This window comes from Nocardioides sp. JCM 18999 (genome assembly GCF_055391175.1).
In genome coordinates this window covers 3,156,488-3,176,384 of record NZ_AP043887.1, presented here as the reverse complement: position 1 = coordinate 3,176,384, position 19,897 = coordinate 3,156,488, and the positions used below count along the sequence as shown (strand labels likewise).

At 70.5% G+C, this 19,897-nt stretch carries 20 protein-coding genes; 17 read left to right on the top strand and 3 right to left on the bottom strand.

Annotated features, from left to right (window positions below; all coding sequences use genetic code 11):
- Nucleotides 1–8: 8 nt before the first annotated feature.
- Together ACZ5J1_RS15755 and ACZ5J1_RS15750 are read left to right on the top strand one after the other, a co-directional pair.
- The gene (locus tag ACZ5J1_RS15755) at nt 9–1,067 is read left to right on the top strand and encodes an NAD-dependent epimerase/dehydratase family protein (RefSeq protein ID WP_464560470.1); all 1,059 of its coding nucleotides are present in this window, start codon (nt 9–11) and stop codon (nt 1,065–1,067) included.
- Nucleotides 1,064–2,281 carry a lysophospholipid acyltransferase family protein gene (locus tag ACZ5J1_RS15750; protein ID WP_464560468.1) on the top strand — a complete coding sequence of 406 codons (1,218 nt, stop codon included), beginning with the start codon at nt 1,064–1,066 and terminating at the stop codon, nt 2,279–2,281. Before ACZ5J1_RS15755 ends, ACZ5J1_RS15750 begins: the two co-directional genes overlap by 4 nt.
- A 39-nt stretch (nt 2,282–2,320) precedes the next feature.
- Here ACZ5J1_RS15750 and ACZ5J1_RS15745 read toward each other — a convergent pair whose 3' ends face one another.
- The 3 genes from ACZ5J1_RS15745 to ACZ5J1_RS15735 all read right to left on the bottom strand — a co-directional run bounded on the left by ACZ5J1_RS15745 (nt 2,321) and on the right by ACZ5J1_RS15735 (nt 5,377).
- Nucleotides 2,321–3,508, bottom strand: coding sequence for a DUF5667 domain-containing protein (locus tag ACZ5J1_RS15745; RefSeq protein WP_464560466.1), 1,188 nt, complete (start codon nt 3,506–3,508; stop codon nt 2,321–2,323).
- 103 nt (nt 3,509–3,611) lie between these two features.
- A complete protein-coding gene (locus ACZ5J1_RS15740) occupies nt 3,612–4,382 on the bottom strand; it encodes a sigma-70 family RNA polymerase sigma factor (protein WP_464560464.1) in 771 nt (256 codons plus the stop codon).
- Between the two features lie 116 nt (nt 4,383–4,498).
- A complete protein-coding gene (locus ACZ5J1_RS15735) occupies nt 4,499–5,377 on the bottom strand; it encodes an HAD family hydrolase (RefSeq protein ID WP_464560462.1) in 879 nt (292 codons plus the stop codon).
- A gap of 88 nt (nt 5,378–5,465) precedes the next feature.
- On the opposite strand from ACZ5J1_RS15735, the gene ACZ5J1_RS15730 reads away from it, so the two are divergent.
- From ACZ5J1_RS15730 to ACZ5J1_RS15660, 15 genes are all read left to right on the top strand, one after another.
- Complete coding sequence (locus ACZ5J1_RS15730; protein ID WP_464560460.1) at nt 5,466–5,675, top strand: glutaredoxin family protein; 210 nt, start codon at nt 5,466–5,468, stop codon at nt 5,673–5,675.
- A gap of 56 nt (nt 5,676–5,731) precedes the next feature.
- On the top strand, nt 5,732–6,418 hold the full coding sequence (locus ACZ5J1_RS15725; RefSeq protein WP_464560458.1) for a redox-sensing transcriptional repressor Rex: 687 nt from the start codon (nt 5,732–5,734) through the stop codon (nt 6,416–6,418).
- Nucleotides 6,415–7,764, top strand: coding sequence for a glutamyl-tRNA reductase (locus tag ACZ5J1_RS15720; RefSeq protein ID WP_464560456.1), 1,350 nt, complete (start codon nt 6,415–6,417; stop codon nt 7,762–7,764). Before ACZ5J1_RS15725 ends, ACZ5J1_RS15720 begins: the two co-directional genes overlap by 4 nt.
- Complete coding sequence (gene hemC, locus ACZ5J1_RS15715; protein WP_464560454.1) at nt 7,761–8,690, top strand: hydroxymethylbilane synthase; 930 nt, start codon at nt 7,761–7,763, stop codon at nt 8,688–8,690. Before ACZ5J1_RS15720 ends, hemC begins: the two co-directional genes overlap by 4 nt.
- Nucleotides 8,691–8,702: 12 nt before the next feature.
- A complete protein-coding gene (locus ACZ5J1_RS15710) occupies nt 8,703–10,298 on the top strand; it encodes a bifunctional uroporphyrinogen-III C-methyltransferase/uroporphyrinogen-III synthase (RefSeq protein WP_464560452.1) in 1,596 nt (531 codons plus the stop codon).
- A gap of 116 nt (nt 10,299–10,414) precedes the next feature.
- The gene (hemB, locus tag ACZ5J1_RS15705; protein WP_464560450.1) at nt 10,415–11,407 is read left to right on the top strand and encodes a porphobilinogen synthase; all 993 of its coding nucleotides are present in this window, start codon (nt 10,415–10,417) and stop codon (nt 11,405–11,407) included.
- A gap of 117 nt (nt 11,408–11,524) precedes the next feature.
- Nucleotides 11,525–12,754 carry a lytic transglycosylase domain-containing protein gene (locus ACZ5J1_RS15700; RefSeq protein ID WP_464560448.1) on the top strand — a complete coding sequence of 410 codons (1,230 nt, stop codon included), beginning with the start codon at nt 11,525–11,527 and terminating at the stop codon, nt 12,752–12,754.
- A gap of 222 nt (nt 12,755–12,976) precedes the next feature.
- Nucleotides 12,977–13,405 carry a hypothetical protein gene (locus tag ACZ5J1_RS15695; RefSeq protein ID WP_464560446.1) on the top strand — a complete coding sequence of 143 codons (429 nt, stop codon included), beginning with the start codon at nt 12,977–12,979 and terminating at the stop codon, nt 13,403–13,405.
- A 166-nt stretch (nt 13,406–13,571) separates the two neighbouring features.
- Complete coding sequence (gene hemL / locus ACZ5J1_RS15690; protein WP_464560444.1) at nt 13,572–14,915, top strand: glutamate-1-semialdehyde 2,1-aminomutase; 1,344 nt, start codon at nt 13,572–13,574, stop codon at nt 14,913–14,915.
- Nucleotides 14,912–15,613, top strand: a complete 702-nt coding sequence (locus ACZ5J1_RS15685; RefSeq protein WP_464560442.1) for a histidine phosphatase family protein — start codon at nt 14,912–14,914, stop codon at nt 15,611–15,613. The genes hemL and ACZ5J1_RS15685 overlap by 4 nt, the downstream gene beginning before the upstream one ends.
- Complete coding sequence (locus ACZ5J1_RS15680) at nt 15,613–16,197, top strand: TlpA disulfide reductase family protein (RefSeq protein WP_464560440.1); 585 nt, start codon at nt 15,613–15,615, stop codon at nt 16,195–16,197. Before ACZ5J1_RS15685 ends, ACZ5J1_RS15680 begins: the two co-directional genes overlap by 1 nt.
- A gap of 9 nt (nt 16,198–16,206) precedes the next feature.
- Nucleotides 16,207–16,959, top strand: a complete 753-nt coding sequence (locus ACZ5J1_RS15675) for a cytochrome c biogenesis CcdA family protein (RefSeq protein ID WP_464560438.1) — start codon at nt 16,207–16,209, stop codon at nt 16,957–16,959.
- The gene (resB, locus tag ACZ5J1_RS15670; protein WP_464560436.1) at nt 16,956–18,611 is read left to right on the top strand and encodes a cytochrome c biogenesis protein ResB; all 1,656 of its coding nucleotides are present in this window, start codon (nt 16,956–16,958) and stop codon (nt 18,609–18,611) included. Before ACZ5J1_RS15675 ends, resB begins: the two co-directional genes overlap by 4 nt.
- Entirely contained in the window at nt 18,608–19,636 is a 1,029-nt protein-coding gene (ccsB, locus tag ACZ5J1_RS15665; RefSeq protein WP_464560434.1) for a c-type cytochrome biogenesis protein CcsB, read from the top strand. Before resB ends, ccsB begins: the two co-directional genes overlap by 4 nt.
- Nucleotides 19,633–19,896 (top strand): DUF4229 domain-containing protein, encoded by a 264-nt coding sequence (locus ACZ5J1_RS15660; protein WP_464560432.1) that lies wholly within the window; start codon nt 19,633–19,635, stop codon nt 19,894–19,896. The genes ccsB and ACZ5J1_RS15660 overlap by 4 nt, the downstream gene beginning before the upstream one ends.
- Nucleotide 19,897 lies beyond the last annotated feature (1 nt).

Below are 19,897 nucleotides of genomic sequence, written 5' to 3'. Positions count from 1 at the left end.
TGGCGGACATGGCTGGTCGCGTCGTTCTCGTTACCGGGGTCTCGCGCGACCTCGGGCGGAAGTTCGCGGCCGGAGCCGCCGAGCACCCCAGTGTCGACCGAGTGATCGGCGTCGACGTGGTGCCCCCGCGCGGCGACGTCGGCGGGATGAGCTTCGTCCGTGCCGACATCCGCAATCCGATCATCGCCAAGGTGATCGCGAAGGAAGAGGTCGACACCGTCGTCCACATGAGCGTCATCTCGACGCCCGGCCCCACCGGTGGCCGGATGTCGATGAAGGAGCTCAACGTCATCGGCACCATGCAGCTCCTCGCCGCCTGCCAGAAGGCCCAGAGCGTCAAGCACCTGGTCGTGAAGTCGACCACCACCGTCTACGGTGCCAGCCACCGCGACCCGGCCCTCTTCACCGAGGACATGGAGCCGCGCCGGACCCCGCGCAGCGGCTACGCCAAGGACGTCGCCGAGATCGAGGGCTACGTCCGCGGCCTCGCCCGCCGCCGTCCCGACGTCAAGGTCACCGTCCTGCGCTGCGCCAACGTGATCGGTCCGAGCGTCAACAGCCCGATCGCCAACTACCTGCGGCTCTCGCTCATCCCGACCGTGCTCGGCTTCGACCCGCGGATGCAGTTCCTGCACGAGCAGGACCTGCTCGCGGTGCTCGGGCACGCGGTCGCGGCCGAGAAGCCCGGCACCTACAACATCGCCGGCGAGGGCGTGCTGACCCTGAGCCAGATCACCCGCAGCATCTCCCGGCCGACCGCGCCGGTCCCCGGCTTCGCGCTCGGCGGCGTCGGCAACCTGCTCCGCTCGGCCCGGCTGAGCGACTTCTCCCCGGAGATGCGAGGCTTCCTGACGTACGGACGCGGCGTCGACACCACCCGGATGCGCGACGAGCTCGGCTTCACCCCGCGTTATTCGACCCCGGCCGCGCTGGCCGACTTCGCTGCCTCCCTCGACCCGGTCCCTCACCGGGTCGACGACCTCCTGGCCGGCATGGAGACCCGCCTCGCCGCGGCCGCCCGGCCGGCACTCGGCCACGACGACGTCCTCGGGGAGGTGGCACCGTGAGCAGCCCACGCCCGGAACAGCCCGGCGACGGCGCCGAGATCATCCCGATCGGCACCCGCGGCCGCCCCGGCCGGGGCACGGGCCAGCGACCCTCGGCAGCCGCCCGCGGCCTGGTCGCGCCGAGCCGACGTACGACGAAGCCCACACCGGTCAAGCCGCCGATCGACCTCGAGGCCGAGGCCCCTGTCGAGGAGCTCCCGGGGCAGGACCTGCCCGTGGCCGAGGACGTGGTGAGCCTGCACGCCGAGACCGACGCCCCGTCGGCCGGCACGTCGGGCGGCCCCTCGGTCCGGGTCTCCGGGCCGACCCACCCGATCACGCACATCCCGGTCGGGGAGTGGGTCTCGGCGATCAACCACGCGGCCCGCGAGACCTTCGGGGAGGAGTGGGAGCCCCAGCTGGCCCGTTTCCTCGCCTTCCTGCGCCGCCGGGTGACCGGTGACTTCTCGATCGACCCCTACGGATTCGACGAGGAGATCACCACCGGCTTCCTCCTGGCCGCCCTGCGCCCGATCGCGCAGAAGTGGTTCCGGATCGAGGTCGTCGGCGCCGAGAACATCCCCGCGACCGGTGGTGCGCTCGTGGTCTCCAACCACTCCGGGACGTTGCCGATGGACGCGTTGATGACGCTGGTCCAGGTGCACGACCACAGCGACCGGTTCCTGCGCCTCCTCGGTGCCGACCTGGTCTTCCGGCTGCCGTTCGTCAGCTCGATCGCCCGCAAGGCGGGTGCCACCCTGGCCTGCTCGGAGGACGCGGAGCGGATGTTGCGCGACGGTCACCTCGTCGGGGTCTGGCCCGAGGGGTTCAAGGGGATCGGGAAGCCGTTCAGTGAGCGGTACAAGCTGCAGCGCTTCGGTCGCGGTGGCTTCGTCGCCTCCGCGATCCGCACGGGCGTGCCGATCATCCCGGTCTCGGTGGTGGGCGCCGAGGAGATCTACCCGCTCGTCGGCAACGTCCCGGCACTGGCGCGGGCCCTCGGCCTGCCGTACCTGCCGATCACCCCGTTCTTCCCGCTGCTCGGCCCGCTCGGCGCGATCCCGCTCCCGTCGAAGTGGCTGATCGAGTTCGGCGAGCCGATCCGGACCGACGCCTACGAGGCGGGTGCGGCCGATGACCCGATGCTGGTGTTCAACGTGACCGACCAGGTCCGCGAGACGATCCAGCAGACGCTGTTCGGCCTGCTGCAGCAGCGCCAGAGCGTCTTCCGCTGAGCGCCTGAGCCGGGCGGGCCGGCGCTCGGCCGGGGTGTGTTACTCGGCCGGCTTGCCGTCGAGTGCGCCGCCGACACCGTTGAGCAGGTCGTCGACCGCCTGGCCGAGACCCTCGACCGTCTGGCCGAGTCCGCTCACGACACCGCCGACCGGTCCGCCGACGCCTTTGCCGAGGTCGTCGACCGCTCCGCCGACTCCGCCGACGACACCGCCACCGACCGCGTCACCGACGCCGCCGACGACTCCACCGAGCGAGGTCGGCTTGGACGAGGGCTTCGATCCGGTGGAGGGCTTGGCACCCTTCGCGGGGGTGCTGGGCGCGGGGGTGGTCGGCTTCGCCGTGGGCTGGCCGGTGGGCTTGGTCGCCGGGGCGGTGCCGGTGGCCGGCTTCTTCACGGCGTCGGCGGCTGCGGTGAGGATCTGGGTCAGCGTGTTCGGCAGCTCCGACAGCCCGTCACCGGCGCCGGGGAAGGCGCTGGTCGCGGCCTTGTCGATCGCGATCACGAGGGTCAGGACCGGGGTGAGCAGGTCCACCGGGAGCAGCGCGGCCAGGCCGGTGAGCTGCTGCAGGCTGGAGTCGGTGAAGGCGTGGATCTCGCCGCCCTCGCCGGCGTCGGTCAGGTGGGACGCACCGCTCTTGGCCTGGGTGAGGAAGTCGTCGAGCGCCTCGGCGGCCTCGTCGGACTTGCCCTCCTGGGCCAGCTCGGTGGCCTCGGCCAGACGGGTGTGGGCCCGCTCGATCTCGACGCTGCCCTTGCTGCCGTCGCTGAGGCTGAGGCGCGAGTGGACGTTCTCGACGAGGCGCTTGATCGGGTAGAGGGTCTCGCCCGGCAGGGAGTTCTCGGCGGCGAACGCGGTGCCGGTCGCGGCACCGGCGACGGAGAAGGCGGCCACGGCGGCGGCGATCTGGCGGCGACGGCGGGCCGCGGCGAGGTCGTCGGTCCGCGCCGGGTCGGCGACCGGGGTGGTGGCACCGGCGGCGAGGGCGCTCGGAGCGGCCTCCATCAGCCGGGCCCGCAGGTTCGCGGTGAACTCGGGGCGCGGCTCCGGGGCGGGGACGGCCCAGACCTGTTCGGCGAAGGCGAGCAGCTTGTTCAGCTCCTGGCTCGCCTCGGCGATGCGGCCCTCCAGCAGGTCGTCGAACTGCTGGGAGGTGCGGCGGTCGAAGGGTGTGGTGATCATCGTGCACCCCCCGTGCTCGTCGCGCGCGTCAGCTGTCGTCCCCATGATGAATCTTCAACGCATCGTTCCACGTCGGGGTTATGACTTGAAAATCCACAAGTAGGGATCAGGTCGGTAACAAGGGGGCGCGGGGTGCGGGTGACGGTGCTCATCGCAGTCCCTCCGGCATCAGCTTGGCCAGGTTCCGGACGCCGCGCAGCTGGAGCTGCTTGATCGCGCCCTCGGAGCGGCCCAGGACCAGTGCCGTCTCGGCGATCGACATGCCCTGGAGGAAGCGCATCACGACGCAGTCACGCTGCTCGTCGGGCAGCTTGGCCAGGGACTGCATGAGGATCTCGTTGGTGAGGCCGGCGAGGACCTCGGTCTCGGGCGACTCGGTCTCGTCGTCGTGCGCACCCATGTCCTCGGTGGTGAGCTCGAGTCGGGTGCGGCCGGCCTTGAAGTGGTCGGTGGCGAGGTTGCGCGCGATCGTCATCAACCAGGCGCCGAAGTCCTTGCCCTGCCAGCGGAAACCCGTCATCGAGCGCAGCGCGCGGAAGAAGGTCTCGGAGGTCAGGTCCTCGGCCAGCGCCTGGGAGCGGGTCCGGTAGTAGAGGAAGCGGTAGACGGCACCGTTGTAGTGGTCGTAGAGCATCCCGAACGCGTCCGTGTCGCCCTTGCGGGCCAGCTCGACGAGCGCGATCAGGCGCTGTCGGTCGGCCTCGGACTCCTCCGAGGAGGCGGCCAGTGCGCGGTCGTCCTGGGTCGGGCCCTCGGGCGTGCCTGAGTCGGCCCAGTTGTGCGCGACCTCGGTGAGCAACCAGCCGGATCCGGCGGACGTGCCGACCAGGTGGGGGAGGGGCTCGGCGCAGAGCGCGACCGCGACGGCGTGACGCAGCGCGTCCCATCCGCGCGCGACATCGCGATTCCACGACGGCATGACTGCCCTCCCCTTTGCTTCCCCCATGTAAGCGGGATCACTGTAACCCGGGCCGACATCGCTGTCAGCCAGTCTCAGAATCGGTCCGGTCCGGGTGCGGGTGAGGGAAAAGACGCTCAGTTCTGGCGTCGTCGGGCCGCCAGGCCGACCGCGATCGCACCCGTCAGGGCGCCGGCGGCCGCGGCGGCGAGGGCGCCCGCCCGGGCCGCCTTCCGCGCGGTCCGGTAGTCCCGGATCCGCCAGCCGTGCTCCCGGGCGTGGGCCCGGAGCCGGCGGTCGGGGTTGACCGCGCAGGGGTCACCGACCAGGGACAGCATCGGCAGGTCGTTGTAGGAGTCCGAGTACGCCGAGCAGCGACTGAGGTCGAGCCCCTCGCGCTCGGCGAGCTCCTGCACGGCCCGTGCCTTCTCCGGTCCGTGCAGCATCTCGCCGACGAGGTGGCCGGTGTAGACGCCGTCGACGGCCTCGACCCGGGTGCCCATGGCACCGGTCAGGCCCAGCCGGGTCGCGATCACGTCGGCGATCTCCTGCGGCGCCGCCGTGGCGATCCAGACTCGCTGGCCCTGCTCGAGGTGGATCTGGGCGAGGGCGCGGGTGCCCGGCCAGATCCGGTCGGCCATCCGCTCCTCGAAGATCTCGGCCGCGACGGCGCGGATCTCCGCCACCGAGTGGCCCTGGATGAAGCTCAACGCCGACGCGCGCGCCTCGGCGATGTGCTCGGGGTCCTCCCCGGCGAACTGGAAGTAGGCCTGCTTCCACGCCGCGGCGAGGATCTGGCGGGTGGTGAAGAAGTCCCGCTCGTACAGCCCGCGCGCCAGGTAGAAGATCGACGCGCCCTGCATGATCGTGTTGTCGACGTCGAAGAAGGCCGCCGTGTCGCTCTGGCTCGGCGTCGCCAGAGCGTCCTCGACCTCACTGACCGCTCGCGACGCCTCCCCCGCCAACGTCGAGTGCCGGTGCAGGGGTTTGGGCGGTCGGTTGGGTGCGGCTGCCACGGCCCCACGGTAGTGAAAGACTGCCGCCGTGTCTGCGCCCTCTGCCCGTGTCACGGTCTATTCACGTGCCGGTTGTCACCTGTGCGAGGTGGCCCTCGAGGTGGTCGCCGACGTCTGCGCCGAGCTGGGTGAGTCCTACCTGGAGCTGGACATCGACGACCCGGCCCAGGTCGACCCCGAGCTGCGTGAGCGGTGGACCGACGAGGTCCCGGTCACCCTGGTCGACGGCCGCCAGCACGACTTCTGGAGGGTCGATCCGGTGCGCCTGCGGGCAGCGCTCGGTGGCGGAGTGCGCTAGACGACCGTCTCGGCGGTTTTGTTCTCACGTTCACAAGCGGCGTAACGTCACCCGATGTGACCAAGGGGACCCTGCCGAACGTGGGCCGGGATGCACGCACCGACGCCCGGGACATCCCCGAGGCGACGGTGGCTCGACTCCCGGTCTACCTGCGGGCCCTGACCGCCCTCGCTGACGACGGCATCCAGACCTGCTCGAGCGAGGACCTCGCCACCGCGGCAGGCGTGAACAGCGCCAAGCTGCGCAAGGACCTCTCCTACCTCGGCTCCTACGGCACCCGCGGCGTCGGGTACGACGTCGAGTACCTGCGGTTCCAGATCGCCCGCGAGATCGGCGTCACCCAGGACTGGCCGGTCGTGATCGTCGGCATCGGAAACCTCGGCCACGCGCTGGCCAACTTCTCCGGCTTCCGCAGCCGCGGTTTCCGGATCGTCGCGCTGCTCGACGCCGACCCGGAGCTCCAGACCAAGGAGGTCGGTGGCGTCGCGGTGCGTCCGTTCAGCGACCTCGAGAAGATCGTCGCCGACCACGGGGTCGCCATCGGTGTGATCTCCGTCCCCGCCCACGCCGCGCAGGCGGTCGCCGATCGGATGGTCGGGGCGGGCATCAGCAGCATCCTCAACTTCGCGCCGACCGTGCTGTCGGTGCCGACCGGGGTCGACGTCCGCAAGGTCGACCTGTCGATCGAGCTGCAGATCCTCGCGTACCACGAGCAGCGCAAGGCACATGGAGAACCAGCATGAGCGTCCTGGTTGTGGGCATCAGCCACAACACCGCCCCCGTGAGCATGCTCGAGAAGGTCAGCCTCGACGGTGACGGTGTCGCCAAGCTGATCGGCGAGATCGCCGGCAACGAGCACGTCACCGAGGCGACCGTGATCGCCACCTGCAACCGGCTCGAGATCTACACCGAGGTGGACCGGTTCCACGGCTCCGTGGAGTCGCTCTCGGGCCTGCTCGTCGACCGGGCCGGGGTCTCGGTCGAGGCGCTGCTGCCGCACCTCTACGTGCACTACGACGACGGCGCCGTCACCCACCTCTTCCGGGTGGCCGCGGGCCTCGACTCGATGGCGGTCGGCGAGGGCCAGATCCTCGGCCAGACCCGCGAGGCGCTGCGGATGGGCCAGGAGATCGGCACGGTCGGGCCCGCCCTCAACACGCTCTTCCAGCAGGCGCTGCGGGTCGGCAAGCGCACCCGCGCCGAGACCGACATCGACCGCGCCGCACCCACCCTGGTGACCGCGGCCCTGGACGAGGCCGCCCCCGGCGGGATCGCCGGCAAGCGGGTCGTCGTCGTCGGCGCCGGCGCGATGGCCGGCCTCGCGGCCGCCACCGTGCGCCGCCTGGGCTGCGGCGAGCTCGTCATCGTCAACCGGACCGTCGCCAAGGCCGTCCGCCTCGCCTCGGAGTACGACGGCCACGCGGCGCCCCTGGCCGACCTGCAGGCCCAGCTGGCCGATGCCGATGTCGTGATCACCTGCGCCGGTGCCCGTGGCCTCTTGCTCGACGCCGAGACCGTCGCCGCGCGCCCCGACCCGTCGCGTCCGCTCGCCCTGATCGACCTGGCGCTGCCCCGCGACGTCGACCCCGCGGTGGCGTCCCTGCCGGGCGTGACGCTGGTCGGCCTGGAGGAGCTCGCCGACCGGCTGCACGGCACCGAGGCCGGCGCCGAGGTCGCAGCGGTGCGCGGCATCGTCACCCAGGAGGTCCAGGCCTTCCTGGCGGCCCGGCGCAAGGCGTCGGTGACCCCGACGGTGGTCGCGCTGCGGTCCATGGCGACCCAGGTCGTCGACGCCGAGATCGAGCGCTTCGACAGCGTGCTGCCGGAGCTGGACGCGCGGACCCGCGGCGAGGTGGTCAAGGCCATCCGCCGGGTCGCCGACAAGCTGCTGCACGAGCCCACCGTCCGCGTGCGTGAGCTCGCCAACGAAGGCGCGATCTCCTACGAGCGGGCGCTCGCCGAGCTGTTCGCCCTCGACTCCGGCGCGGTCGCCGCGGTGACCAGCTCCGTGGTCACCTCGGTGGTCAGCCCCGGCGAGACCACGGCCTCCGCTGCGGCGGACCTCTCCACCGGCACGGGGGCCGAGTGAGCACCGCACTGCGTCTGGGGACGCGTCGGTCCCTCCTCGCCCGCACCCAGTCGGGCCACGTCGCCGAGATGATCCGGACCCAGCTGGGTCGTGAGGTCGAGCTGGTCGAGATCAGCACCGACGGTGACGCCTCCCAGGCGGCGAACACGCCGCTGACCGGCGGGTCGAGCACGGGCGTCTTCGTGAGCGCTCTGCGCGACGCGCTCCTGGCCGGCGAGATCGACCTCGCGGTGCACTCGCTCAAGGACCTCCCGACCTATCCGCAGGACGGCATCACGCTCGCCGCGATCCCCGAGCGCGAGGACCCGCGCGACGTCCTGGTCGCCCGCGACGGCCTCACTCTCGGAGAGCTGCCGGCGGGTTCGAAGGTCGGTACCGGATCCCCGCGCCGGGTCGCCCAGCTGCACGCCCTCGGCTTGAGTTTGGAACTGGGTCTCGTGCGTGGAAACATCGACACCCGGATCGGCAAAGTCCACTCCGGAGAGTTCGACGCAGTCGTGCTCGCCCGCGCCGGCATCGCTCGGATCGGCCGCCTCGACGAGGTGACCGAAACGCTCGACCCGCTGCAGATGCTTCCAGCCCCCGGGCAGGGAGCACTCGGCATCGAGTGTCGTGCAGCGGATGAGCTGGCCGACGTACTTGCAGAACTGGACCACGGTCCGACCCGAGCCGCTGTCACGGCGGAGCGGGCGTTGCTCGCCACCCTCGAGGGTGGATGCGCAGCACCGATCGGAACCCTCGCCGAAGTCGTCGAGGGGGAGGACGGAGACGAGTTGTGGGTACGAGCGGTAGCGCTCGCACCCGATGGGAGTGTCGCGGTGCGGATGTCCGCCACCGGCAGTCCCGCCGATGCCGCCGGCGTCGGCACTCGATTGGCAACTGAGATGCTCGACGAGGGTGCTGCAACCCTCGTGAGCAGGAGCTAGACAGGCACGAGCATGAGTTGGGTGTCCTTCGTCGGAGGCGGCCCCGGTGATCCGGAGCTGCTGACCGTCCGAGCCATCGGTCTGATTCGTCAGGCCCAGGTCGTCATCACCGAGGATCCTGAGCACGAGGCGCTGGTGCGCCTGCTGCTCGAGGTCGGGGAGGGCGAGGGTCCTGAGTTCGTCGACGGCGGATTCGGTGAGGACGGCCAGCCGCTCACCCACGCCGCCCGCGCGAAGGTCGTGGTCAAGCACGCCAAGCGTGGCCTGCGGGTGGTGCGCCTCATGGTCGGTGACCCGTTCACCTACGCCTCGGGTCCGGAGGAGGCGGCCGCGGTCGCCAAGGCCGGATACGGGTTCGAGATCGTGCCCGGTGTCAGCTCCGTCTCGGCCGTGCCCGCCTACGCCGGCATCCCCCTGACCACCAAGGACCACCGCGAGGTCGCGGTCGTCACCTGTGGTGACAAGGTCGACTGGTCGCAGTACGCCGACGACCGCACCCTGGTGCTGCTCTCCGGCGTCGGGATGATCGCCGACGTCGCCAAGGCCCTGGTCAACGCCGGTCGCTCCGCGACCACCCCGGTCGCGATGACCCGGGTCGGCACCACCACCGGTCAGCAGACCGTGGTCTCCGACCTGGCCAACATCGCCGCCGACGCTCGGGCCGCTCGGATGACTCCTCCGGCCATCATCGTGGTCGGCAAGGTCGTCTCCCTGCGCGAGACGCTGTCCTGGTTCGAGACCAAGCCGCTCTTCGGCTGGCGCGTCCTGGTCCCGCGGACCAAGGAGCAGGCTCCGGCCCTGTCCACCAAGCTGCGCGGCTTCGGTGCGGTGCCCGAGGAGGTCCCGACCATCTCGGTCGAGCCGCCGCGGAACCCGCAGCAGATGGACAAGGCCATCCGTGGCCTGGTCGAGGGCCGCTACGAGTGGGTCGCCTTCACCTCGGTGAACGCGGTCAAGGCCGTCCGGGAGAAGTTCGAGGAGTACGGCCTGGACGCGCGTGCGTTCTCCGGTCTCAAGATCGCCGCGGTGGGGGACAAGACCTCGGCCGCGCTGATCGAGATGGGTCTGCGCCCCGACCTCGTTCCGGACACCGAGGACCAGTCCGCCGCCGGCCTGCTCGACGTCTGGCCCGAGTTCGACGAGTCCCTGGACCCGATCAACCGGATCTTCCTGCCGCGTGCCGACATCGCGACCGAGAACCTCATCGCCGGACTGAACGAGCTCGGTTGGGAGTGTGACGACGTCACCGCCTACCGGACCGTGCGGGCCGCGCCGCCGCCCGCGCCGACCCGGGACGCGATCAAGACCGGCAAGTTCGACGCCGTCGTCTTCACCTCGTCCTCGACGGTGCGCAACCTGGTCGGGATCGCCGGCAAGCCGCACCCCTCGACCGTGATCGCGGTGATCGGGCCGGCCACGGCCAAGACCGCCGAGGAGCACGGTCTGCGGGTCGACGTCCTCGCGTCCAGCCCGTCGATCGAGGCGCTCACCGACGCGCTCGCCGACTTCGGCCTGGCCCGTCGTGCCGCGCTGGTCGAGTCCGGCCAGCCGATCACGAAGCCGTCGGACCGCAAGCCGGCCGCGCGCCGCAAGGCGACCAACAGCTGATCCCGGCTGACTGAGGCTGCACCCGCTCGGCGGGGCGATCGTGAGATCGCCCCGCCGAGCGCATTTGCGCCGGTGCCGACGCGGATGCTCGGCGTCGGGGGAGGGATGATGGACCCATGAGCGAACTCGTGCCGCCGGTGATCCGCCCGCGACGCCTGCGTCAGACCCCGGTGCTGCGACGGATGGTCGCCGAGACCACGGTCGAGGCGTCCCGACTGATCCTTCCGGTATTCGTCCGCGACGGGATCGACGCACCGGTGCCGATCAGCTCGATGCCCGGCGTCGTGCAGCACACCCGGGACTCGCTCCGGAAGGCGGCGGCCGAGGCGGCCGCGGCCGGGATCGCGGGGATCATGATCTTCGGCGTCCCCCGCGACGAGGACAAGGACGCCGCCGGGTCGGCGGCCCTCGACCCCGCAGGCATCCTCAATGTCGCGATCGCTGACGTCGTCGCCGAGGTCGGGGACGCGCTGACGGTGATGAGCGACCTCTGTCTCGACGAGTTCACCGACCACGGACACTGCGGCGTGCTGGACCGGAACGGTCGGATCGACAACGACGCCACCTTGGCGTCGTACGCGGCGATGGGGTTGGCCCACGCCGCGGCCGGGGTCCACATGGTCGGCCCGAGCGGGATGATGGACGGCCAGGTCGGGGTGATCCGCTCCGCGCTGGACGGCGCCGGCTTCACCGACGTCTCGATCCTCGCGTACGGCGCCAAGTACGCCTCCGCGTTCTACGGACCGTTCCGCGAGGCGGTCGGGTCGTCCCTCGAGGGCGACCGACGGACCTACCAGCAGGACCCCGCCAACGCGCTCGAAGGCGTCCGGGAGGCGCTGCTCGACGTCGAGCAGGGGGCCGACATCGTGATGGTGAAGCCGGGCCTGCCCTACCTCGACGTGCTGCGCCAGGTGAAGGACGCCGTCGACATCCCCGTGGCGGCGTACAACATCTCGGGGGAGTACTCGATGGTGGAGGCTGCGGCCGAGCGCGGCTGGATCGACCGGGAGGCGGCGATCCTCGAGACGCTGACCGCGTTCCGTCGCGCCGGTGCCGACGCGATCCTCACCTACTGGGCCGTCGAAGCGGCCGAGCTGCTGGGACGTTAGTCCTTTTTCGGGCCCCAGTTACTGCGACACGCGTAACCTCACGGACATACGGGTCGTTGAGGCGTACGTCACAACGTGCCCCGTCCGCGGGCACCGTCGCAGTTCCTGGGAGTCGATATGTCCAGCACGCACCGCACCACCGGCCGCACCCGGATCGGATCGAGCCGCGTCAAGCGCGCCGCCGTCCTGATGCCGCTGGCCCTGCTGTCCGCCGCCTGGACCGTGTCGATCAGCACCTCGGGTGCCTCCACCGCGAGCGCTGACGACGACCAGACCCTGCCCGACGGCACCAACGTCCCGGCCGACGCGCTCAGCGTCCCGGCCAGCCTCACCACCGACTCGGTCACCGCCGGTGTCACCGGGGAGAGCGCGCAGCAGATCATCTCCTCGGCGTCCGCCTCGGAGATCCCGGCCGCGGCGCTCGCCGCCTACCAGCGCGCCGAGACCGTGATCAACAAGGCCGACGGCACCTGCCGGATCCCGTGGCAGCTCGTCGCCGCGATCGGTCGGGTCGAGTCCAACCACGGTCGCGCCCAGGGCAACATCCTGACCGACGAAGGCGTCGCCACGCCCGGCATCTTCGGTCTCCCGCTCAACGGCCAGAACGGCACCGCGGCGATCGCCGACACCGACGCCGGCCGCTACGACGCCGACACCAGCGTCGACCGCGCCGTCGGCCCGATGCAGTTCATCCCGTCCACCTGGTCCACCGTCGGCGTCGACGCCGACGGCGACGGCCAGCGCAACCCGCAGGACATCAACGACTCCGCCCTCGCCGCCGCGGTCTACCTCTGCTCCGGCGAGGAGGACCTCTCCACCGACGCCGGTCAGCGGGCCTCGGTGCTGCGCTACAACCACTCCGACTCCTACGTCATGACGGTGATGTCGGTCTACCGCGACTACCTGTCCGGCGACTTCAGTGCGATCCCGAACTACGTCCTCCCGGCGACGTACTTCGAGCAGGCTCCGGCCCCCCAGGCGCACAAGAAGAACAAGAACAAGCCGGTCCGGTTGAACGCCGCGACGGCGCCGACGTCGACGCCGACCAAGGTGCCGACCGCGAACCAGCCGAGCAACGACCCGACGCAGCAGCCGTCCACGCCGCCGGTCAAGACGCCGGACGTCGTGATCCCGTCGCCGTCGCCGATCGCGCCCGCACCCACCACCGGCATCGAGCCGCTGGACCAGGCGCTGACCAAGTCGCAGGCCACCGCCCAGTGCCTCCAGGACTTCGGCTACAAGTCGGTCAACGGCCTCCTCGCCGCCCTGACCAAGCCCGGCAACCTCGGCAAGGACCTGCCCACGCTGGCCGACCTGAACGCCTGCGTCGCCAAGCTCCTCGGCTGATCCCCTGTCGCCGACTTGAGGGTTCTGGGCGCCGACGTGAGGCTTCCGGCAGCCGAGTCCCGGGTTCTGGGGCATCGAGTTGCGAGTTCTGGTGCGCCCGTCGCCGTACTGCTGGTGATCGGCGGGCTGGTCAGCGGATGCTCGCTCGGTACGTCCGAGGTCAAGGCTGAGAAGGCGCCGAATATCGTCAAACAGTGCGAACGGCTCACCTAGGCTCACTGGGTGAATCGTCGGTCCTACTACGAGGCGGCGCGCGTCGCGGTCGTGACCAAGCAGGCCGGGGAATCGACCGTGCGTGAGATCGATCCGCAACAGCCTTCCTCGGCTCCGATGGTGTCCACCGAGGAGGGTCCGCTGCCGGATCTGGAGGATCTGGCGGCGGCTCTGGGCGACGATCTCCATTCCGAGCCCGACGTGGACGCCGCTGAGCTCCTCGACGTCGATCTGCCGTCCGCCCAGGACGGCACCTACTTGACGTACTCCGGCGACCGGTGGGTGAGCGGCGAGTACACGGCACGCTGCGTCGCGCCGCTCGGCAAGATCACCGGTACGGCGACGTTCTGGACGATCAACGTCGGGGGAGTGCTCGACTGCGCGCTCCCGCCGCCGGAGGACACGCTGGGGCGCACGCTCGTGCCGTTGTGCCCCTGAACCCGCAACTCGACCCTCGAGAACCCGGGACTCGACCCACGAGAACCCGCAACTCGGCGGTCAGAAGCCTCAAGTCGGCGCCCCGAACCCTCAAGTCGGCGGAGCGGGGGTTCCTGAGAATCGCCCCGAAGATGCTCAGGTTGGCCTTCGCAGGGACAATGAGCGGGTGTTTGAGTCAGACGCGATCGACACCGGATCCGTGCCCGCTTCCGAGGAGCTTTTCGCCCGGGCCCAGGCGGTGACCCCCGGTGGGGTCAACTCGCCGGTCCGTGCGTTCAACGCCGTCGGCGGGACGCCGCGATTCATCCGGGAGGCGCAGGGCGCCTGGCTGACCGACGTCGACGGCAACGAGTACGTCGACCTGATCTGCTCCTGGGGCCCGATGCTGCTGGGGCACCGCCACCCCGAGGTCGAGGCCGCGGTGCTCTCCGCGATCAGCCGCGGGACGTCGTACGGCACCCCGACGGTGCCCGAGGTCGAGCTGGCCGAGGAGATCGTCCGTCGCACCCCCGTCGAGGAGGTCCGGTTCGTCTCCAGCGGCACCGAGGCCACGATGAGCGCGATCCGGCTCGCCCGCGGGTTCACCGGTCGTGACGTGATCATCAAGTTCGCCGGCAACTACCACGGCCACGTCGACTCGCTGCTGGCCGCGGCCGGCTCCGGCCTGGCCACCTTCGCCGTGCCCGGCACCCCGGGCGTGCCGGCGAGCAGCACCGAGCTGACCATCGTGCTGCCCTACAACGACACCGCCGCCGTCGCCGCGACCTTCGCCGAGCACGGTGACCGGATCGCCGCGGTGATCACCGAGGCCGGCCCCGGCAACATGGGCGTCGTCCCGCCCGCGCCCGGCTTCAACCGGTTCCTCTCCGAGATCACCGCCAAGCACGGGGCGCTCTTCATCTCCGACGAGGTGATGACCGGCTTCCGCGCCTCCGCCGAGGGGCACTGGGGCCTGGACGGCAAGGTCGAGGGCTGGGTCCCCGACCTGATCACGTTCGGCAAGGTGATGGGCGGTGGCTTCCCCGCCGCCGCGTTCGGTGGCCGCGTCGACGTGATGCAGACCCTGAGCCCGGTCGGGCCGGTCTACCAGGCGGGCACGCTGAGCGGGAACCCGATCGCGACCACCGCCGGACTGACCACGCTCAAGCTCGCGACCGCGGAGGTCTACGAACACATCGGGCGCGCCGGCGAGGTGATCAAGGCCGCCGCCGCCGAGGCGCTCACCGCCGCCGGTGTCGCGCACCAGATCCAGAGCGCCGGCACGATGTTCTCGATCTTCTTCACCGACGCACCGGTCACCAACTTCGACCAGGCGAAGACCACCGACGAGACGGCGTACAAGGCGTTCTTCCACTCGATGCTCGCCGACGGCGTCTACCTGCCGCCGAGCGCGTACGAGGTGTGGTTCCTCTCCGCCGCTCACGACGAGCGTGCGATCGAGGCCGTCGTCCAGGCGCTGCCCCAGGCGGCGCGAGCGGCCGCATCGGCCCAACAGAGGAGCCTGCGATGAGCACCCCCGACACCATCGTCCACCTGCTCCGCCACGGGGAGGTGCACAACCCGGACGGCGTCCTCTACGGACGTCGGCCGAACTTCCACCTCTCCGAGCGCGGCCAGGAGATGGCGCGCACCGTCGCGGCGGCGATCGGCGACCGGGACATCACCCACCTGGTCTCCTCGCCGCTCGAGCGTGCCCAGGAGACCGCCGCGCCGCTGGCTGCGGCTCGGAACCTCACGCCGGTGCTGGACGAGCGCGTGATCGAGTCGGCCAACGACTTCGAGGGGATGGTCTTCAAGGGCAAGAACAACGCCCTGAAGAACCCGCGGATCTGGCCGAAGCTGTGGAACCCGCTGCGCCCGTCGTGGGGCGAGCCGTTCACCGAGATCGCCGACCGGATGATGGCCGCGATCCAGGACGCCCGCGCCGCAGCGGTCGGCCACGAGGCGTTGATCGTCTCCCACCAGCTGCCGATCTGGACGGTCCGACTGGCCGCCGAGAAGCGCTCCTTCCTGCACGACCCGCGCAAGCGGCAGTGCACGCTGTGCTCGCTCACCTCGTTCCACTTCGTCGGCGAGGAGCTCACCCAGGTCTCCTACAGCGAGCCCGCCGGCCACCTGATCCCCGAAGCGGACCGCAAGGACCCGTTCTCCGCCGGCAGCAACGACGCCGGAGACTCGCGCGACCAGCAGGGTGGTCAGTCGAAGTAATGCGTCGCCTGCTCCTCCCGCTGCTCGGTCTCGTGCTCGCCGTCTCGGCCTGCACGGACCTCGCCGGCACCTCCGGCGGTTCCTACGTCACCGGTGACGGTCAGATCACGGTCTGGCCGGTCGCCGAACGTGGCGAGCCGGTCACGCTCACCGGCGACACCCTCGACGGGGCGTCCTACGACTCGACGACCGCGCTGGGCAAGCCCGTCGTGGTCAACGTGTGGTGGAGCAACTGCGGTCCGTGTCGCAAGGAGATGCCGCTGATCGCTTCGGCGGCCGCGGACCTGGGCGACCGGGCCGCGTTCGTCGGGGTCAACACCCGGGACAACTCCGCCCAGAACGGGATCGCGTTCGAGCGCTCGATGGGCGTCGAGTACCCCTCGATCTACTCCCCGGACGGGAAGGCGCTGCTGGCCATCCCGAAGCTGCCGCGGTCCCTGCCCTCGACCGTCATCCTCGACGCCGAGGGTCGGATGGCCGCGGCGATCTCCGGTGAGATCCCCACCAAGCTCACCCTCACCGCGCTCGTGGAGTGCATCGCCGACGGAGCTGCCGACCAGCAGTGCAAGGTCTCCGGGAAGTGATGCAGCGTCATGAGTGACTGGTTCCACTCCTCGGTCGGCGGCTCCCTGCCGATCGCGATCCCGATCGCCCTGCTGACCGGGCTGATCTCGTTCTTCTCCCCGTGCGTCCTGCCGCTGCTGCCCGGCTACCTCTCCTACGCCACCGGCCTGTCCGGCGCCGACCTGGCCGAGGGCAAGGTGCACAACGGCCGGATGTTCGCCGGTGCCCTGCTCTTCGTCCTCGGGTTCACCGCCGTGTTCGTCGCGATCGGTGTCGCCGGCGGCACGTTCGGGTCCTGGCTCAGCGTCCACCGGCAGACCATCTCGATCATCCTCGGCGTGCTCACGATCGTGCTCGGCCTGGCCTACATGGGCCTGATCCCGGCGCTGCAGCGCGACGTGCGGTTCCACCAGGTCCCGGCCGTCGGCCTGGTCGCGGCGCCCCTGCTCGGTGTGCTCTTCGCCGTCGGCTGGACCCCGTGCATGGGCCCGACGCTCGGCGTGATGTTCAACCTCGCCTACAACGAGGGCACGGCGCTGCGCGGCGGCATCCTGCTGGCGTTCTACTCCCTCGGCCTCGGGATCCCGTTCGTCGCGTTCGCGATCTGGTGGCGTCACGCCCTCGGCGCCCTCGGCTTCATCCGTCGGCACGCGGTCTGGGTGACCTGGTTCGGCGGCGCGATGTTCGTGCTGATCGGGATCGCCCTGCTCACCGGCTGGTGGGACTACGGCGTGGACTGGATCCAGCAGCAGCTGGTCGACTCGTGGACGGTGACAGTGTGAGCACCACCCCACCCACCCTCGGCGACGGGCTCGAGGGTCGTGACGAGCGCGGCGTGACGACCGGCAACGAGCGCCGCAGCGGCGAGCTCACGTTCCGTGAGCTGGCCCGCTGGTCGTGGCGTCAGCTGACCTCGATGCGCACGGCGCTGATGCTCCTGCTGCTGCTCGCCCTCGCGGCGATCCCCGGCTCCCTGATCCCGCAGCAGGGCGTCGACTCGCTCAAGACGTCGAACTGGCAGGACGCGCACCCGAAGCTGACGCCGATCTACGAGAAGCTCGACCTCTTCGACGTCTACTCGGCGCCCTGGTTCGCGGCGATCTACATCCTGCTGATGATCAGCCTGGTCGGCTGCATCGTGCCGCGCCTGCGGGTCTACTGGCGTGCGCTGCGCGCCCAGCCTCCGGCGACGCCGCGGCACCTGGACCGGATGACCGACTCGACGTCGTACCTGACCACGGAGGCTCCCGAGGTCGTGCTCGAGCGGGCCCGCACCCAGCTCGGGAAGCGCTACCGGATCCGCAAGGACGCCGACGGAGCGGCCAGCGACTCGGTCTCGGCGGAGAAGGGCTACCTCCGCGAGGCGGGCAACCTGCTCTTCCACCTCTCCGTCATCGTGGTCCTGATCGGCTTCGCGATGGGCTCGCTGTTCGGCTACAAGGGCGGCGTCATCGTCGTCGTCGGGTCGGACTACGGGTTCACCAACACCCCCCAGCAGTACGACGACCTCGACCCGGGCAGCCTCTTCAACTCGTCCCGGATGGACCCGTTCACGTTCAGCATCGACAAGTTCCACGTCGAGTGGCTCTTCTCGGGGCCGCGGAAGGGGATGGCGCGCGCGTTCGACTCCAAGCTCTCCTACTGCGAGAAGTGCGACGGCAGCGACGAGCAGAGCTACAACCTCAAGGTGAACCACCCGCTCGCGATCGGGTCGACCGAGCTGTTCCTGATCGGGCACGGGTACGCGCCCGAGATCACCGTGCGCGACGGCGAGGGGAACGTGACCTACTCGGGCCCCACCGTCTTCCTGCCGCAGAACCAGACCTTCTTCAGCTTCGGCGTGGTCAAGGCGGTCACCGCGAAGCCGCAGCAGCTGGGTCTGCAGGGGGTCTTCTACCCGACGTTCATCATGGACGACGACGGCAACCCGGCCACCCTGATGGGTGACGACCTGAACCCGCTGATCTCGATGCAGGTCTGGGCCGGTGACCTCAACCTCGACGCCGGGCCGCAGTCGGTCTACATGCTCGACACCTCCAAGTCGAAGCAGCTCACCACCACCGACGAGAAGACCGGCAAGACCAAGCCGCTGCGCCTCGACCTGCAGGTCGGCGAGACCGCGACGCTGCCCGACGGCCTCGGCACCGTCAGCTTCGACGGGGTCACCAGCTGGAACAAGATCCAGATCAGTCAGCAGCCGGGCAAGCGGATCGCCCTGGGTGGCGTCGTGCTGTGCCTGATCGGCCTGCTGGGTTCCCTGTTCATCCGCCCGCGTCGACTCTGGGTTCGTGCCACCGCCACCGACGAAGGCACACTGGTCGAGGTGGCAGGACTCGACCGGTCCGGCGGTGACGACACCGAGACCGTCGTCCGCGACGTCGTGGCCAAGCTGCAGGGGGACACGCCCCCGACGAAGGAGAGCGATCAGACATGAGTGGCGCCCAGTGGGACACCCTCTCCAACCACGCCATCGGCGCGGCCGGCATCGTCTACTTCCTCGCCCTGCTGTGCAGCCTCTACGAGTGGGCGTCGCTGGCCGGGACGGGTTCGGCGAAGCGTGAGCCGGAGCTGGTCGGCTCCGGTGCGCCCGGATCGGCCGACGCGAAGGGCGTGACCTGGGTCGACGGTGCCGACGCCCGCGCGGAGAAGGCCGAGTTCCGGCGCGAGTTCGCCGGTCGGCTCGGCTTCCTGCTGACGATCATCGCGGTCGGCCTGCACTTCTTCGCCCTGTTCGCCCGCGGAATGGCCGCCGACCCGCACCGGGTGCCGTGGGGCAACATGTACGAGTTCACGATGTCGGGCACCTTCGTCGTCGCCGCGGCCTACGTCCTGCTGCGCCGCCGGCTCAAGCTGGCCTGGATGGCGCCCCTGGTCCTCGGCTTCGTCATGGTCTGCCTGATGATCGGCGAGATCTGGCTCTACGAGCCGGTCGCCCCGCTGACCGAGGCGCTCAACTCCTACTGGCTCGTCATCCACGTCGTCTCGGCGATCCTCGCCACCGGCGCGTTCACGCTCGGCGGCATGGCCTCGGCGATGTACCTGGTCAAGATGCGCGCCGGCGAGCGCGAGACCGGCTGGCTCGCCCGGGTGCCCGACCTGGCCACGCTCGACCGGACCGCCTACCGGATCCACGCGTTCGCCTTCCCGGTCTGGACGTTCGCCGTCCTGATCACCGGCCCGATCTGGGCGCACGAGGCCTGGTCGTCGTACTGGAACTGGGACCCCAAGGAGGTCTGGGCGTTCATCACCTGGGTCGTCTACGCCGGGTACCTGCACGCGCGCGCCACCGCCGGGTGGAAGGGCCGCAACGCCGCGATCCTCGCGCTGGTCGGGCTCTTCACGCTCTGGTTCAACTTCATCGGGATCAACTACTTCAGCACCACCTCGCAGCACAGCTACGCGGCACCGAGCGCGCCGGTCGTGGCGGCGCTGCAGCACACGAACGGAACACAGTCATGAAGGAATTCGGCCTCTACACGCTGCTCCGCTTCGCGGTCTTCGGCGCCACCCTCGCCATCGTCGCCGCGGTCTGGGCCCTGGCCACCGGCGACGGTGTGCCGTGGCTGCCGGTCGTCGTGACGAGCGCGATCATCTCGATGATCATCTCCGTCCCGCTGCTCAACCGGCAGCGTCAGGAGTTCGCGGCCCGGGTCGAGACCCGCGCCAACGCGGCGCTGGAGAAGGCGCGCGCCCGCGAGGACGGCGAGACCGAGGCCTGAG

Bases quoted from the DNA above. Each gene is read 5' to 3' on its own strand.
- ACZ5J1_RS15755 (WP_464560470.1), top strand. From the start codon at position 9: ATGGCTGGTCGCGTCGTTCTCGTTACCGGGGTCTCGCGCGACCTCGGG.
- ACZ5J1_RS15745 (WP_464560466.1), bottom strand. From the start codon at position 3,508: ATGGGGACGACAGCTGACGCGCGCGACGAGCACGGGGGGTGCACGATG.
- ACZ5J1_RS15740 (WP_464560464.1), bottom strand. From the start codon at position 4,382: ATGCCGTCGTGGAATCGCGATGTCGCGCGCGGATGGGACGCGCTGCGT.
- ACZ5J1_RS15720 (WP_464560456.1), top strand. From the start codon at position 6,415: ATGAGCGTCCTGGTTGTGGGCATCAGCCACAACACCGCCCCCGTGAGC.
- ACZ5J1_RS15710 (WP_464560452.1), top strand. From the start codon at position 8,703: ATGAGTTGGGTGTCCTTCGTCGGAGGCGGCCCCGGTGATCCGGAGCTG.
- hemB (WP_464560450.1), top strand. From the start codon at position 10,415: ATGAGCGAACTCGTGCCGCCGGTGATCCGCCCGCGACGCCTGCGTCAG.
- ACZ5J1_RS15700 (WP_464560448.1), top strand. From the start codon at position 11,525: ATGTCCAGCACGCACCGCACCACCGGCCGCACCCGGATCGGATCGAGC.
- ACZ5J1_RS15685 (WP_464560442.1), top strand. From the start codon at position 14,912: ATGAGCACCCCCGACACCATCGTCCACCTGCTCCGCCACGGGGAGGTG.
- ACZ5J1_RS15680 (WP_464560440.1), top strand. From the start codon at position 15,613: ATGCGTCGCCTGCTCCTCCCGCTGCTCGGTCTCGTGCTCGCCGTCTCG.
- ACZ5J1_RS15675 (WP_464560438.1), top strand. From the start codon at position 16,207: ATGAGTGACTGGTTCCACTCCTCGGTCGGCGGCTCCCTGCCGATCGCG.
- ccsB (WP_464560434.1), top strand. From the start codon at position 18,608: ATGAGTGGCGCCCAGTGGGACACCCTCTCCAACCACGCCATCGGCGCG.
- ACZ5J1_RS15660 (WP_464560432.1), top strand. From the start codon at position 19,633: ATGAAGGAATTCGGCCTCTACACGCTGCTCCGCTTCGCGGTCTTCGGC.